The sequence below is a fragment of the Thermostichus sp. OS-CIW-31 genome (assembly GCF_054060305.1).
Genome location: NZ_JBSSDA010000008.1, coordinates 62,859 through 76,947, shown reverse-complemented (window position 1 = coordinate 76,947; position 14,089 = coordinate 62,859). Strand labels below are relative to the sequence as shown.

The following is a 14,089-nucleotide window of genomic DNA, read 5'->3' as shown; positions in this document are numbered from 1 at the left end:
CACCGGGGCGTAGGGGATCCCCTATCCGTCACTGTATCCGGCCCGCGGGGGTGAGGCAAATGGCCTCTGGCCCGCCGACGCCAAAGCTTGCTTCACCTGGGCTTCCAGCTCAGCCAGGGATCCGGAGTTGTCCAGCACCACATCGGCACGGCGCACTTTTTCCGCCAAAGGCCACTGGCTGGCGATGCGAGCTTCGATTTCTGCCGGTGTAAGAAGATCCCGGCGAGCAAGGCGTTGCCGCTGCTGCTCTGGAGTGCAAGTCACCACCCAAATTTCATTCACCCACCCCTGCAGGTGGGCTTCAAACAGCAACGGGATCATCAGACAAACGGTTTGGGATCCCTGGGCAGAGGAAAACCCTGGCCCGCTGTTCTTTTGGGAACCAGGCCCTTCCTCAAGCAACACGCCATGCGCCTCAGAGCTCTGCTCCGCCAACGCGGACAGAAAATCTTGCAGTTGAGCTTTAACAAAAGGGTGGATCTGGGCCTCTAGCCAAGCCCGCTCGGCAGCATCGGCAAACACGATCTGGCCCAACTGCCGGCGATCCAGATCTCCAGAGGGCGTTTGGATGGCCTTTCCATAGCGTTCCAGCACCCTGTCTCGAATAGAGGATCCCAATGCCAAAGCCTGGCGGGCCATTTGATCGGCATCGGCCACCGGGATCCCGTGCTGCTCCAGGATGCGGGCCACCGTGGATTTGCCCGTGCCCACTCCGCCCGTCAGGCCGATGATCCTCATCGAGCTGTAGGCCATAGTCAAGAAGAGGCCTCTGGTGCGGCCATTGCCGTTTGCGCTACTCGGACGGAGTCGTTAGAACGGTGCTCTGCAGAAGCGGGCAAGGGGGAGCTGGGCGGCAGCAGGCTGTACTCCAAGCCCTCCACCAAGGCCCGACAGGAGGCCTCGATGATGTTGGTGGAAACCCCCACCGTTGTCCAACGGCGGTGACCGTCGCTAAACTCCACCAGCACGCGCGTTTTGGCCGAGGTGCCGGCTCGCCCATCCAAAATGCGCACCTTGTAGTCGGACAGGTGAATCGCCTCCAGTTGGGGATAGAACTCCAGCAGCGCCTTGCGCAACGCCCCATCCAGAGCGGCCACCGGCCCATTGCCTTCCGCCGCCGTCACCCGAGTCTGCCCCTGCACCGCTATCTTCACCGCCGCCAACGATTGCACATCCGTTGCTTCGCCACTGGGATCCCGGTCTTTGCTGTTCCAATCGGAGCGGGTGGTGGTCGTCACGTTGAAGCTGAGCACTTCAAACGGATGCGAGCGCTGACCCAACAACCCCCTCACCAACAGCTCAAAGCTGGCCTCAGCCGCCTCAAACTGGTAGCCCTGCAGCTCCAGGGTTTTCAGCCGCTCCAAAATCAAGCGCACCTGCGGATCCGACTTCTCCAGCCGGATCCCGAATCCGGCCATTTTGTGGAGGATGTTGCTCAGCCCCGCCTGTTCCGAGACCACGATGCGGCGACAGTTGCCCACTTGCTCCGGGGCGATGTGCTCGTAGGTGAGAGGGTTTTTCTGAACGGCGCTGACGTGGATCCCACCCTTGTGGGCAAAGGCCGATAGGCCCACAAACGGAGCATGGTCATCCGGGGCCAAATTGACCACCTCGCTGATGGAGCGGGAGATCTCCGTCAGGTGTTGCAGCTTCTCTTGCGGCAGACAGCGATAGCCCAGCTTCAATTGCAAGTTGGGAATGACGCTGCACAGGTCGGCATTGCCGCAGCGTTCCCCATAGCCGTTGATGGTGCCCTGCACCATGCGCGCCCCTGCCTGCACCGCCGCCAGGGCATTGGCCACAGCAGTGCCGGAGTCGTTGTGGGTGTGAATGCCCAGAGGCAAATGCCGCAGGTGATGGGATTCTGCCAAGACGGCTGCGGTAATCTGGGCGATCTCATGGGGCAGGGATCCGCCATTGGTATCGCAGAGAACCAGCCACTCTGCCCCTGCCTCGGCAGCCGCCACCAGGGTTTGCAGGGCATAGTCGGGGTTGTGGCGATAGGCGTCGAACCAGTGCTCGGCATCGTAGATGACCCGCCGCCCCTGGGATCGCAGATAGGCAATGGTGTCGCGGATCATGGCCAGGTTTTCCTGCAGCGTGGTGCCCAGGCCCTCGGTGACGTGGAGATCCCAAGACTTGCCGAAGACGGTTGTATAGCGGGTGCCCGCCGCCAAAATGGCCTGCAGCATGGGATCGTCTGCCGCCCGCCGCCCCGGCTTGCGGGTAGAACAAAAAGCCACCAGCTCGGCTTGCTCTAGGGGCTCTTCCCGCATCTGCCAGAAAAACTGCACATCCTTGGGATTGGCTCCTGGCCAGCCCCCTTCAATAAACGGGATCCCCAGCCGATCCAGCAGCTTGGCAATCTGTAACTTGTCTTGCACCGACAGCGATAGACCCTCTCGCTGGGCCCCATCCCGCAGTGTGGTGTCGTAGAGAGTGATGGTGGCTGAGCAACCCAGATCAATCTTCATATCGCATCAGTTTCTTGTAAAAGGCGGTGGAGAAATCCGGCGGTTGTCCGCGCTGCACCAAAGAGACGACATCAATCAGATAATCCACAAACTCGTAGTTGGCAATGGAGAGCTGATAGGTGAGATCTGCATCCTGAGCAAAGATCACCTGAACCACCGTCAGATCCGAAGGCAACGGGGACATGTGCCAACTGGCCAAGAAGCGGACAGGCTCTTCCCCCTCGATGGCCCTCTGCCCTTCCAGGCTGGCTTTTTTGTGGAGGCCCACCGCGAGGGCTAGGTACTGTCGGCGGGCAACGGCGTAATAGGGCTGATAAACGGCCACTTCTGGCGGGCTGGCGGGTTCAAGTTGCAAAGCCATGGTGCGCTAGGAGAGGGGTACCGCTTTTTCTAAGTTTCATGAAGTTCTGCAAGATAGGTGGGATCCCTATAACCAAGTAGATATCTCTGCATTGGCTGTAGCAAGTGTCGCCGGAAAAAGCTGTGAGGTCAATTGCGGCAGAGAACCCAGAAAAAATTATAAGGGGCCACTGCAACCCATTTCATTCAGCGTATCGCGAAGCGGTGCAGTTCCCGGTAGGGTGCCGGAGGCATAGCACCATCGCGACAGCAGGTCAGCGGACTACGGATAGATTGCCCAATTGTCTACTTTTCCTTGAGGGATCCCGTATCCCAAGCTGGAGGGAAGCGTTGGAAAATCGGGGATCTCTGGGAAAGAATAGAAAGAGGGGGGATCCCTGCCCCTGCTCGCAACCGGCTCTTCTCCTGCCGGCGGTGGCGAGACGGTGCCCTTGCTTGGTTATCCAAACGCTTGGCATCTTCTGTCTTCATGAGCACAGCCCAAGGCCCAACCGCCTCTCGTCTCGACCCTCTCCCCCCCGGAGAGGGAGGAATAGCGGCCAACCTCCTGCTGGAGTGGGATCCCGTCCTGCAGCGCAAGTTCCAGCAGCTTGTCCAGATCTTCGCCGAGATGGAGCAGGTCTTGGTGGCCTACTCTGGGGGGGTTGATAGCAGCCTGGTGGCCAAGTTGGCCTGGGATCAGTTGGGGGAGCGGGCCCTGGCCGTCACCGCTGCTTCTCCTTCGCTGCTGCCGGAAGATTTGGAAGAAGCAATTCAGCAGGCTCGGCAAATCGGGATCCGCCATCAGATCGTCGAAACCCACGAGCTGGAGGATCCGAGCTACGCTGCCAACCCTGTTAACCGGTGTTACTTCTGCAAAAGTCACTTGCACGATACCTTGCGCCTGTTGGCCCAAGCCCAGGGATATAACCATGTGGTGGATGGTCTCAATGCCGACGATCTGGCCGATTACCGACCGGGGACACAGGCAGCTCGGGAGCGCGGCGTGCGTTCCCCTTTGGCGGAGGTGGGGATGAGCAAGCTGGAGGTGCGGCAATTGTCTCGCCACCTGGGGCTGTCTTGGTGGGATAAACCGGCCCAACCCTGCCTCAGCTCTCGCTTTCCCTACGGGGAGGCAATCACCCCTGAGAAGCTGCGTCGGGTGGGAGCGGCGGAGCGCTACTTGCGCAGCTTGGGTTGGCGGCAGGTCAGGGTGCGCTCGGAGAAGGACACCGCCCGCATCGAACTTCCTCCGGATCAGATCGTGGAGTTTGTGCAGAAAACCAATCTGGAAGCGCTGGTCAAGGCCCTGCAATCCTTCGGCTATCTCTATGTCAGTCTCGATTTGGAGGGCTACCGCAGCGGCAAGCTCAACCGAGTCCTCAACCTTTCCCAGTTGGCCACAAGCTAGCGGGCTGGGGAAGCCGTAGGGGATCTGTGTTGAAGTTTTGCGCCGGGTGATTATGAGAGGGTTGCGGTTGCTCTGGCTCTGCTTGGGGGTGCTGGGGTTGGCAGTTGCCGGCCCTACTGCGGCTCAGGTGGAGTCCCAGAAGAAGGGGGGCGCTCAGCCCATGGATACGACTGACCTCAGCGCCGTTGCCGACCGAACGTTACGGCTGCGTTCTGACCGGCAAACCTTCGATCAACGGGCGGAAGTCTTCCAAGCAGAAGGCAATGTGGAGATGCGGCTGGGCCGCTCTGTGTTGCGGGCGGATCGCCTGCGCATTGAACTGCGACAGCGGCGGGCTGTGGCCGAGGGCAATGTTTCTATTCAACTGGATCGGCAGCGCATTCAGGGATCCCGGCTGGAGTACGACTTTGAGCAAGAGCGGGGATTTTTGGAAGAGGCCTTCGGGCAGGTGGATATTGGCCAGTTGCAGGCCAGTGGATCCCCGGCAGCCGCTTTGGCGCCAGAGCGGTTGGTGCGCTTTCGTGCCGTTCGCATTCGCTTCGATGCCAACACCTGGGAAGGAGAACAGGTGCGGCTGACCAACGACCCGCTGGATCCGCCGGAGTTGGAGATTCGCAGCCCACGGGTGACCTCCACCCTGCAAGCCGATGGCTCCAGCCTTTTGATTGCCGAGGCGGGGCAATTGGTTTTCGACCAGGTCTTGTTTCTGCCCCTGCCCATTCGGCTGCGCTTCGACTCGTTGAACCGTCAGCCTCCGGTCAGCATCTTCTACGACGATTTCGACCGAGAAGAATTGCGACGGGGCCTGATCCTGCAACCCAACTTCGAGCTGCTGCGGGATCCCAATGTGAGCTTGGTGCTCTCCCCGCAACTGTATCCGCAGCGCCTTTGGGGCAGTGAGCAGGGCCTTTTGGATGGGATCGGGCTGCGGGCCGATTTTCGTTGGCGGCAACCGGAAGCCAACGCTCAAACCTCGCTGTTTGCCGAGCTGCGGGGGATCGTCTTCCAGGAGTTTGCTCAGCGCTTGCGAGCCCAGGTCGAACACCGCATCACCACCGGCGATGGCGGAGAAGTCGCCTACACCTACGCCTATCGGGAACGCTTCTTCAGCGGTCGCCTGGGGTTTCAAATTGTGGAAAACCGCCTCGGTGCCAGCTACCGCTCCCCCACCCTCCGCCTGGGCAATACCGGCTTGGATCTCAGCTACCGCATAGCCGCCGACTACATCGATGCCTTGGGGCAGCCGGATGAAATCGACACGGATCCGGAGTTGGCCTTAGCCAACACCACCGACCGCATTCAGCTCTCCCGCCTGCAACTGGGGGCAACCTTGAATCGCTCCTTTCCCCTCTGGAGCCCTCCCAAGACGGCGGCGGATCCCCCACCCCGCTTTTCCGCTCTGCCCATCGAGCAAGGGATCTGGCTCAGCACCGGTGTGAGCAGCAGCCAGTCTTTTTACTCCAATGGCCGAGCCCAGAGCTATACTGCCGGCAGTATTGGCATTGATGCGGTGATTGGGGCTTTTGTGGCCGATACCTTCGACTACACCAACCTGAGGGTGACCTACTCCAACGGTTTTTTGGCCGGAGCCTCGCCATTTTTGTTCGACCGCATCACCACGCGGGAACAGCTCGTCCTGGGCTTTTTGCAACAACTGTACGGCCCGCTGCGGGTAGGGGCAGAGACAACGGTAGATTTGCAGTCGGGCCAGCAGGTGGATGTCGTCTATCGCCTGGGCTACGACCGCCGCACCTATGGCTTTAGCCTGCAGTACAATCCGGTGCGCCAGTCGGGGGCTCTGGAGCTGCGGGTGGAGGGCCTGAACTGGGATCCCGGCCAATCCTCGCCGCAGCCGACGACGGGATCGAGGATCCAAGAGCCCTGATCCCCAAACTCCAAGGGAACGGAAAAATGTAATCCTGACTACTACTCTGTGGAGATTTTCTATGAGAAATTGTCCCATATTGGGGAAAAATCCTAATTCAAATCTTCCTCGAATTGCAGAACCCTCTTGGAAATCGAAACAGTAAGGTAAAATACAGAAGTTATTTTTTCCAGGATTGATTTCTGCCAGTTGGGATCGCCGTATCGCAGACTACCGCAGTGATCCCCAGGCGGTGTTAGGGTAGATGATAGGCTGAGCAAAGTGGGCTGGTGATCTGAACAATGCAAACACTCGATGCAATCCCCGATAAAAAACGAGCAGAGCGAATAACCTGTAGCTACATCAATGCGACCAGCTCCATTCAGGTGGTTCGCATCACGAATATCGAAAACTGGTACTTTGAGCGGGTGGTCTTTCCAGGCCAGCGGCTGCTGTTTGAGGCGGTGCCCGGAGCCAAACTGGAGATTCACACGGGTATGATGGCCAGCTCTATTCTGGCGGATACCATCCCCTGTGAAAAGCTGCGCGTTCGAGAAACGGAGCCGGCGACCGTAGGCGCCTAAATCCCCAGAGGCCAGCGGTGCGGACTAGGTTTCCCGGCCTTGTTGCCTTCTCTCCTCACTCTCTGGGCTGGGGGAAGGCTGAGGCGAGGGGCTGGCGGAGCGGCGCGGCTTCGGGGGTAGGGGGATCTCCAGGAAATGGGCGCTCAATCTCACCAGGCTGGTCTCTTGGGGCGGCCAAGGGATCCCCAACCAACGGGCTGTGAGCTCCAGCAAGCTGGGGGGTGGTGTCGGGGTAGGAGTTGGTGTTGGTGATGGGGTGGGATAGAGATCCAGGCGCGGTGGCCGTGGGGTGCTAACCCGAAAAGCATCGGGGGGCGGTTGGGTCAGAGGTACATTCGGATCCCCGCATCCCAGCAAGCCCAGTCCGCCGGCAAGCAACAGGCCGTACAATTTTCGAGTGCCTCTACTGCCCATGAGTACGCTGCTGGACACCTCCAACAGGGTATCATCGGGATCCCAAGGCTCTGAGCTGGGCTTGCAAATCTTCCTCCAGCACAGATAGCTGGCGAGCCAAGGTCACGTAGCGGTTGGCGGTCAGGTTTTTGGCGGTAAACTGCTCCAGCAGTTGCTGATCCCGGGCAACCATTTGGTTGAGATACTGAGCCACAGAGGCTTGTGGATCCTCGACTAAAGCTCGGCACACCTGTAGGGCCATCACCAGTTGGGCCCGCACCTGCAAAAACAGCGACTGGATGTACTTTTGCTCAGCCTCACTGAGTTGCCGAAAATCCCGCCAATGCTGCCCCCCCTGCAGCGATTGCCGAAGCTCGTTGACCCAGTGGTTGTAGTCTTTTACTTTGCGGGCCAGATCGGTGGCAAACTTCATCACCTCGGGGGTGCTGTTGAGCAGATGGGCTTCCTGCCAACGCTGCCGGATGCGATGCAGGCTTTTTCCCAAGCGCAGGCTGACTCTCAGGATCCCCAACAGGAGCAGCAGTAGGATCCCGGCAGCCGCGGTATAGGACACCCAAGAGCCGGGATCCCGCATCCCCAAGAAGATGACCAAGGCTATTGCTATCAAACCAAAGGCCAGCATGCCCCAGGAGCGTAGCCGCTGTTGCTGCAGACGCAGGTACTCCGCCCGCAAATCAAAGGCCTCGCAGCAAGCGTCCAGATCGGCGGCCATGAGCTGGCGAAACTCGTCCACAGAGATCGGTTCCACACTAATCATCGAGGGCACCCTTAACGCAAGTGGATCGAGGCCAAACGGCATCAAGACCTGCCCTGCCAATCACGGGCAGCTTCCGTGCTTTCTTGTAGGGGCTCCAGCGTTTCGCTGGCCGGAACCACCATCAACCCATACCCTCCGCTGCGGCAAAAATCGACGATCTCCTGCGTGTCAAAGCGTTCTGCCACGGGCTTGGGCAGCCCCTGTTGAGCCAACCGCTGCGCATATTTTCTTGCCGCAAACGAGCTCTCGAAAGCAATGACGATATCTTGACCCCCAACCTGGCGCGTGCAGATTCCCTCCTGCCCATTGGCTTGGTAAAGCAGCACAATCACCTGGGGGGGCAAGTCCTCTGGGCTGACCCAAGACAAACCCTTCTCAGCCTGGGATCCCCCGCTGAGCAATACATCCCGCGCCTCATTCAGCCGCGCCAGTTGCGCCTCTAGCAAGGGTCTTTGTCGCTCGTCCTCCAGTTCTGCGAGGGCAGTACTGAGGGTTTGGTATTCCTGAAACAGTCGCCCCCGGATCTGCCGCTCGGTTGCGTCCGGCGGAAGGTTGAGAATCTGAAGGGCTTCGGCGGTGTTCATCATGGGCTCTGATTTATTCAAAATCATTGCCTAGACTAGCTGCTTTGAGAGTCTCTGGAGAGAAATTCTCCTATGATCGTGGCTGCCCGCTTTCTCGGCCAGAAGAGAGGGTGGACTCACCGTTCGCGCCAGCGGGCCGGAGGCCTTGTGCGGCGATGATGACTTCCATCTTGGGGCTGCTCAGCAGGGGAATTGACCTGGGGTTGGTCAGATAAAGAGGGAAGGGGGAAGCCCAACTCAAAAGCCTCTCGTGCCAGCAAAGCCAGCAGAGATGGATTCAACTGGGCGCGTTTCACCCGCTCCTTGAGGCGATTCCACAGGTGTGCTCGGTGGATGCGTTCCAACTCTTCTCGCTGTTCACGTATCATGTTGTTCCCACCTCTCTTGTATCAATCCTAACTAAGCAACGGGGGAGCTGGTGTCAGGGAACTTTGATGGATTTTAGGAGATGGGATCCTCATTTTCTCCGAGTTGACCCGCCGGGATCCCTGGGGTTGCCAGCAGGGAACACCATTCACATCTGTAATTTCTTGTGTTGCAGCAAGCCCGTCTTCGGAACGTACAAGGGCGGGATCCGACAGTTTTTCTAGGGACATTTTGGGATCCCTGCTCGCCTTAGAGGTCTTCCACACAGGGAACTGCGGCCTTGACAGGGCCAGCTTGCCCCAATCTATCCAAAAAATGCTGCAGGAGCTGAAAACCGGGTGGGTTGAGGCTGTAGTAAATCCAGCGCCCCTGCTGGCGAGCATTGACCAATTTCGCATCCCGCAGGGTTTTGAGGTGAAACGAGAGCTTGGATTGGCTCACCTTCAGCTCCTCGCAGAGATCACAAACACACAACTCACGCCCCTGCAGCAGTTGCAGCACGCGCAGGCGAATCGGGTCAGAGAGGGCGTGGAATCCCTCCCGCACCTGCTCATCTGTCAAATTCCCCTCTACCTCAACCAGGAACGAAACCATCATTCAACCAGGGTAGCAGGAGTTTTGCGCTCCAGTTGTCGATCAGTTGGACGGCAGGGAAAAGGCGCAACAGTCAACCGGCTCAGCGACGGTAGGTCAACCGCGCTTGAAGATAACACTGCCAACATTCCGTTGCCAACTTTGTGTTCTCTTTAACGTTTCTTGTTGCTGCCTTCACAAGCTCTCTACAGTTTCGCTGAAATCAATCACCGGCATCCGTTATGCGAGAGACACAGTTGCACCGGCTATGGCTGGTGTTGCTGGAAAAAGCTGCTTTGAATCATCTGTTGAAAAGCCTGGGCTGCTCGCGAAGTGTGCAGAACCCTCGCGAGAGCATGACTCTAGTCAATAATAAGCTCAACTATACTGAAAATAATGTATAATATGTTCAGTACGGATTACTACCAGTTGATCTTTCTGTTTACTTTCGAGTTTGCCAACATGGTAGCCAAAGCAAAGCAGAAAATTGGTAGTAAGACGACACGGAAACTGCGCTTTGGGTATTCTACTCAAAGCTTTGCGGGATACCGCCATTCTGTTTGGACTCCGTCCCGCTAACGCGAATGGAAACAAACAGAATGCTATCGCTGCATAGTTGAACAGTGATGTTCAGCAGTGTTCAGCGTAAATGTATCAGCATCTACAAACGGCTCATCAATCTTTTGCCAAGACGGAGACGTTAATCCCGACACAGGGATCCAATACGAGCTTGGCAGGTGGCGATTTCTTCAGGGGTGAGGTTGTCCCAATTGACGTCGCGGCGCAGCACCAAGCCATTGTGCCCAGTGATGAAACGGGGCAGCTCTGCTTGGTCGATCACGCTCAGATCCCGCATGTGATAGGTAGTGTAATAGGTAACATCTGGGCTCTCGAAATCCACGTCGATAAGGGTGAGGGTCTTGCGGGGGGGCAGAGGGCTGCCCAAGAGGGGACGAGGGCCAGAGCCGAGAATGCCGCAGTGAAGCAGTTGCAGTTGCCCTTTGTGGCCAGGGTAGTAGCCGTGGTCGTGGCCGCTGATGTAGGTGTGGACGCGGTACTTCTCCAGCAGAGCCCGTTTGGCATCCGCCTCCAGCAGCACTTCTCCCGGATCGTCGCGCCCGACAGTGATGGCGTAGAGGGGCAGATGGCCGATGACAATGCGCAACTTGGCCTTCTGAGCCCGTTCGCTGGCCAGAGCCGCTTCCGCCCAGGCCATTTGTTCGGGCGGGATGTAATTGCAGGTGGCATCCCAGACTAGGTAAAACACATCGTCTTTTTCAAAGGTGTAGTAGAAGGGAAAGTCCCCCCGATCCACAAAGTTCAAACCTGGGTCGTGGGCCGGATCGTTCCAAAACTCGCGGGCCAGACCCCGTTCTTTTTGAAAGAGAAAGCCGCCCCGCGTGGTGCGGGCACAGGAAGCATCGTGATTGCCCAAGGTAAAGCCGTAGGGAAGTTTGGCCGCACGGATTGGGCCAGCTACATGCCGGTCGAAGGCTGCCCACATGGCGCGAATGCGCTCCTCCGACAGGCGGGGATCCTGACCGGCCACCATATCTCCTCCTCCCAAAACAATATCCGGCTGAAGATAGGGGATGAGGCCGATGCCCCGATCCACCTCTGGGTCGTATTCCACCGAGCCGTAGATGCCGTTCATGTCACTGATGACCAAGAGGCGCAGATCTCGGCGGGGGGGGATGTAGAGGCCATGGGGGGCATCTGGATGGGGGACGACGGTGGGGGTGGGCTGGGGGTTAGGAGAGGGGAGAGCGGCTCTAGGGGATCCCATCCCTGGGGCTAGATGAGAGGGCTGCTGCCGACTGGCCCAATAGGCTCCTGCCAATCCACTGCTGCTGGCCAACCCCAACAAACCCAGAATTACCTTGCGCCGCTGCATGATCTTTGCCCCCAACACTCCAGCGGTATTGTAGAAAATCAAAAGGCTGATGTTGGGCTCTTCCATCTGCGCACGGCCTGGACTCGGCTCGAAGATGGCTATGCGCGGCAGCTCTTGTAGAGTTCGGGGTGTTTTTTGAACAACTGTTGACGCACAAATGCTACCTTGGTAGAGATGAGCAACTACCTATCTCAGACTCGGTATGACTTGAGGTTTTCCATGCCTCGCCCCTTGGATTCTTTGGAAGCTGCTTTGGAACGGTGCCGGGAGTGCAATCTGCGTTTGAGCCGACAGCGCCGTTATATCCTGGAGCTGCTGTGGCAGTGTGGCGAGCACCTCTCCGCCCGCGAGATTTACGATCGCTTAAATCAGCAGGGCAAACCGATTGGCCACACGTCCGTTTATCAAAACCTGGAAGCTTTGGCCAGCCACAACATTGTCGAGTGCTTGGATCGTGCCGATGGGCGCCGCTACGGCAACCGCACCCATCCCCACAGCCACGTGAACTGTCTGGATAGCAACCGCATCTTGGATGTGGACGTGGAGCTGCCGCCTGAACTGCTGGCCCAAGTGGAGCAACAAACGGGCACCCGCATCCAAAGTTACCGCATTGAGTTTTTTGGGGTGGAAAAGCCTGCGGAGCCCCAGCGGTAACCTTGGCAAAGGGATCCCTGCTGCCCTGAGCAAAAGTTGGGCAAAGGTCAGTAAGCTCGATTTTGGCCTTTGCCGATTTGCGACTGGATTTGCTCGAGAGAACTGGCAGGGGCCAGGCATTTGTTGCCCCAGCACACCAGCCCTAGAGCTCCTTCCGGCAGAGGTTCGGCTTCGGTGGGGAGAGCAAAGACGGTGGTGGGCCAAGATCGTTGCTGAAAGGCGGGAATGGAATCGGCCTCCAGGGTGACTTTCACCCAATTGCTATACCAATCCAGTCCGGCAAAAAGGCTGGGGCAGGTGCGCGGCTGGGTGCTCATGATGTGGGCAAAGGTTTTCAAGGCCTGCTCTGCCCGCTCCAGGTAGTCCAGATCTCCAGTGAGGGCGGCAAGGCGCACCAGGTTGGCAATGGCCACCCCATTGGCTGCAGGGGTAGCGTTGTCCTGGAACTCCTTCTCTCGCACCAACAGCTCAGGGGCACTCTGGGCATCGCTGACAAAGTATCCCCCCCTGGCCGGATCCCACAGTTGCGCATCCATCTCCTGCTGGAGCTGGAGGGCAGCCTGCAACCAGTCTTGAGGGGTGGGATCCCCCACCAGGGGCAGGCAGGCTTGCTGCAAGTCCAACAGGGCCTTGATCAGCAGGGCGTAATCTTCCGATTTGGCGGGCACCTGCGCTGTGCCATCGTAGTTCAAGCGCAACAGGGATCCGGTCTCAGGGTGGCGCTGCTGGCTGAGGATGAATTGGGCTGCCCGCAGAGCCAATTGCAGATAGTCTGCGTTGCCGAACACTTGATAGGCCCGCGCCAGGCCGGAGATCATCAAGGCGTTCCAAGAGACGATCATCTTGGTGTCGGTGACAGGTGGGATTCGCCCTGGCCAGGATTGCAGACGGGCCGATTGGGCATCCACTGCCGGAGGGAAGGGAACTCGTCGATCCGCAGAGCCATAGCGTGCCTGAAACAGATGGGTGGTCAAGGCGGCTTCAACTTCTGGCGGCAACGCTCCTCCCTGTTGGCGCTGCAAGACGATGCAGCCGGGCCGATCGGGGAAGTTGCCCCCCGGCGATAGGTCAAACGCCTGCTGCAAGGCGCGGAAGGTTTCTTCCCCCAAGAGCTCCTGCAGCTCCTGCCAGCGCCAGACGTAGAACTCTCCCTCCTCTGGCTCTCGATCTTCTGCCCGGGCAAAGCTGTCGGCATCTTGAGCGGCGTAGAAATACCCGGCAGGGGCGGTCATCTCTCGCGCCACCCACTCCACTGTCAGCCGCACCGCCCGCTCGATGGCCGGATCTTGGATACCGTGCGCCCACAGATCGGAGAGAAACTCTAGGATCTGCCCGTTGTCGTAGAGCATCTTTTCAAAGTGGGGCACCGTCCAGGTGGGATCCACGGTGTAGCGGTGAAATCCTCCGGCCACATGGTCGAAGATCCCTCCCAGCACCAAGGCCATGCCTCGCTCTTTGGCCCGTTCCAGAGCGCTCATGGAGCCGGGGATCCCTTCTGGTGGGTCGAAGCGGGCCGAACGCAATACCAACTGAGCGTAGGGCATCATGGGAAATTGCTGCACCGCCCCGGCATTGGAGAGCAAAGGCTGGATCTTGGGGATCCCAGAGCGCAGCAGGTCGGCGGGAATGTGGTCTTCCGGCACTAAGTCGCTGAGGGTGGTCAGAGCCGTCAAAATCTGGCCTTTCATCTCCTCTATTTTTTCCTTTTCCTGCCGGTAAAACTGCAGGATGCGCTGCAGCAAGGCCAGAAACCCCGGGCGGCCAAAGCGGGGCTCTACGGGAAAATAGGTGCCGGCGTAAAAGGGCACCAGGTCATCGGGCGTGAGGAAAACATTGAGGGGCCACCCCCCCTGCCCGCTCATGAGCTGCAACGCCTGCATGTAGATGCTGTCGAGATCCGGCCGCTCCTCGCGATCCACCTTGATGGGCAAAAAATGGGCATTCAAAAAGGCGGCAATTTCAGGGTTGGAAAAAGCCTCGCCCTCCATGACCGTACACCAGTGGCAACTGGAATAGCCGATGGACAGAAAAATCGGCCTATCCTCGGCCCGCGCTTTCTCCAGAGCTTCTGGGATCCAAGGCCACCAGTCCACCGGGTTCTCGGCGTGCTTGCGCAAATAAAGGCTGGAACTTGTGGCGAGGCGATTGGCCATGAGTACACCCTCTCACCCTTTT

General features: G+C 58.6%; 15 protein-coding genes. 4 read left to right on the top strand and 11 right to left on the bottom strand.

The annotated features are described in order from the left end of the window. Nucleotides 1-21: 21 nt before the first annotated feature. The 4 genes from coaE to ACVWY9_RS06595 all read right to left on the bottom strand — a co-directional run bounded on the left by coaE (nt 22) and on the right by ACVWY9_RS06595 (nt 3,305). Complete coding sequence (gene coaE / locus ACVWY9_RS06610) at nt 22-738, bottom strand: dephospho-CoA kinase (RefSeq protein ID WP_457387879.1); 717 nt, start codon at nt 736-738, stop codon at nt 22-24. Nucleotides 739-755: 17 nt separating this feature from the next. Further along, nucleotides 756-2,474, bottom strand: coding sequence for a citramalate synthase (cimA, locus tag ACVWY9_RS06605; protein WP_457387848.1), 1,719 nt, complete (start codon nt 2,472-2,474; stop codon nt 756-758). After that, nucleotides 2,464-2,835: a type IV pilus biogenesis protein EbsA gene (gene ebsA, locus ACVWY9_RS06600; protein WP_457387847.1), complete on the bottom strand. Its 372-nt coding sequence runs from the start codon at nt 2,833-2,835 to the stop codon at nt 2,464-2,466. The genes cimA and ebsA overlap by 11 nt, the downstream gene beginning before the upstream one ends. Before the next feature lie 284 nt (nt 2,836-3,119). Continuing rightward, nucleotides 3,120-3,305 carry a hypothetical protein gene (locus ACVWY9_RS06595; protein WP_457387846.1) on the bottom strand — a complete coding sequence of 62 codons (186 nt, stop codon included), beginning with the start codon at nt 3,303-3,305 and terminating at the stop codon, nt 3,120-3,122. On the opposite strand from ACVWY9_RS06595, the gene larE reads away from it, so the two are divergent. The 3 genes from larE to ACVWY9_RS06580 all read left to right on the top strand — a co-directional run bounded on the left by larE (nt 3,304) and on the right by ACVWY9_RS06580 (nt 6,672). Further along, a complete protein-coding gene (larE, locus tag ACVWY9_RS06590; RefSeq protein WP_457387845.1) occupies nt 3,304-4,224 on the top strand; it encodes an ATP-dependent sacrificial sulfur transferase LarE in 921 nt (306 codons plus the stop codon). The genes ACVWY9_RS06595 and larE overlap by 2 nt on opposite strands. Nucleotides 4,225-4,276: 52 nt before the next feature. After that, complete coding sequence (locus tag ACVWY9_RS06585) at nt 4,277-6,109, top strand: DUF3769 domain-containing protein (RefSeq protein ID WP_457387844.1); 1,833 nt, start codon at nt 4,277-4,279, stop codon at nt 6,107-6,109. A 281-nt stretch (nt 6,110-6,390) separates the two neighbouring features. Beyond that, a complete protein-coding gene (locus tag ACVWY9_RS06580) occupies nt 6,391-6,672 on the top strand; it encodes a DUF1830 domain-containing protein (RefSeq protein ID WP_414343190.1) in 282 nt (93 codons plus the stop codon). 24 nt (nt 6,673-6,696) lie between these two features. Here ACVWY9_RS06580 and ACVWY9_RS06575 read toward each other — a convergent pair whose 3' ends face one another. The 6 genes from ACVWY9_RS06575 to ACVWY9_RS06550 all read right to left on the bottom strand — a co-directional run bounded on the left by ACVWY9_RS06575 (nt 6,697) and on the right by ACVWY9_RS06550 (nt 11,260). Next, nucleotides 6,697-7,104 carry a hypothetical protein gene (locus tag ACVWY9_RS06575; protein WP_457387843.1) on the bottom strand — a complete coding sequence of 136 codons (408 nt, stop codon included), beginning with the start codon at nt 7,102-7,104 and terminating at the stop codon, nt 6,697-6,699. Between the two features lie 13 nt (nt 7,105-7,117). Next, entirely contained in the window at nt 7,118-7,843 is a 726-nt protein-coding gene (locus ACVWY9_RS06570) for a hypothetical protein (RefSeq protein WP_457387842.1), read from the bottom strand. Nucleotides 7,844-7,884: 41 nt separating this feature from the next. Then, the gene (locus tag ACVWY9_RS06565; RefSeq protein WP_414374936.1) at nt 7,885-8,430 is read right to left on the bottom strand and encodes a DUF3110 domain-containing protein; all 546 of its coding nucleotides are present in this window, start codon (nt 8,428-8,430) and stop codon (nt 7,885-7,887) included. Between the two features lie 113 nt (nt 8,431-8,543). Next, the gene (locus ACVWY9_RS06560) at nt 8,544-8,795 is read right to left on the bottom strand and encodes a hypothetical protein (RefSeq protein WP_414330072.1); all 252 of its coding nucleotides are present in this window, start codon (nt 8,793-8,795) and stop codon (nt 8,544-8,546) included. A 247-nt stretch (nt 8,796-9,042) separates the two neighbouring features. Beyond that, nucleotides 9,043-9,387, bottom strand: coding sequence for an ArsR/SmtB family transcription factor (locus ACVWY9_RS06555; protein ID WP_414330075.1), 345 nt, complete (start codon nt 9,385-9,387; stop codon nt 9,043-9,045). A gap of 679 nt (nt 9,388-10,066) precedes the next feature. After that, entirely contained in the window at nt 10,067-11,260 is a 1,194-nt protein-coding gene (locus ACVWY9_RS06550; RefSeq protein ID WP_457387878.1) for a metallophosphoesterase family protein, read from the bottom strand. Between the two features lie 219 nt (nt 11,261-11,479). Here ACVWY9_RS06550 and ACVWY9_RS06545 point away from each other — a divergent pair, with 219 nt between their 5' ends. Next, nucleotides 11,480-11,914, top strand: a complete 435-nt coding sequence (locus ACVWY9_RS06545) for a Fur family transcriptional regulator (protein ID WP_011432942.1) — start codon at nt 11,480-11,482, stop codon at nt 11,912-11,914. Nucleotides 11,915-11,961: 47 nt separating this feature from the next. Here the strand turns inward: ACVWY9_RS06545 and ACVWY9_RS06540 are convergent, their stop codons facing one another. Continuing rightward, nucleotides 11,962-14,067, bottom strand: a complete 2,106-nt coding sequence (locus ACVWY9_RS06540) for a thioredoxin domain-containing protein (RefSeq protein ID WP_457387841.1) — start codon at nt 14,065-14,067, stop codon at nt 11,962-11,964. Nucleotides 14,068-14,089: the final 22 nt, after the last annotated feature.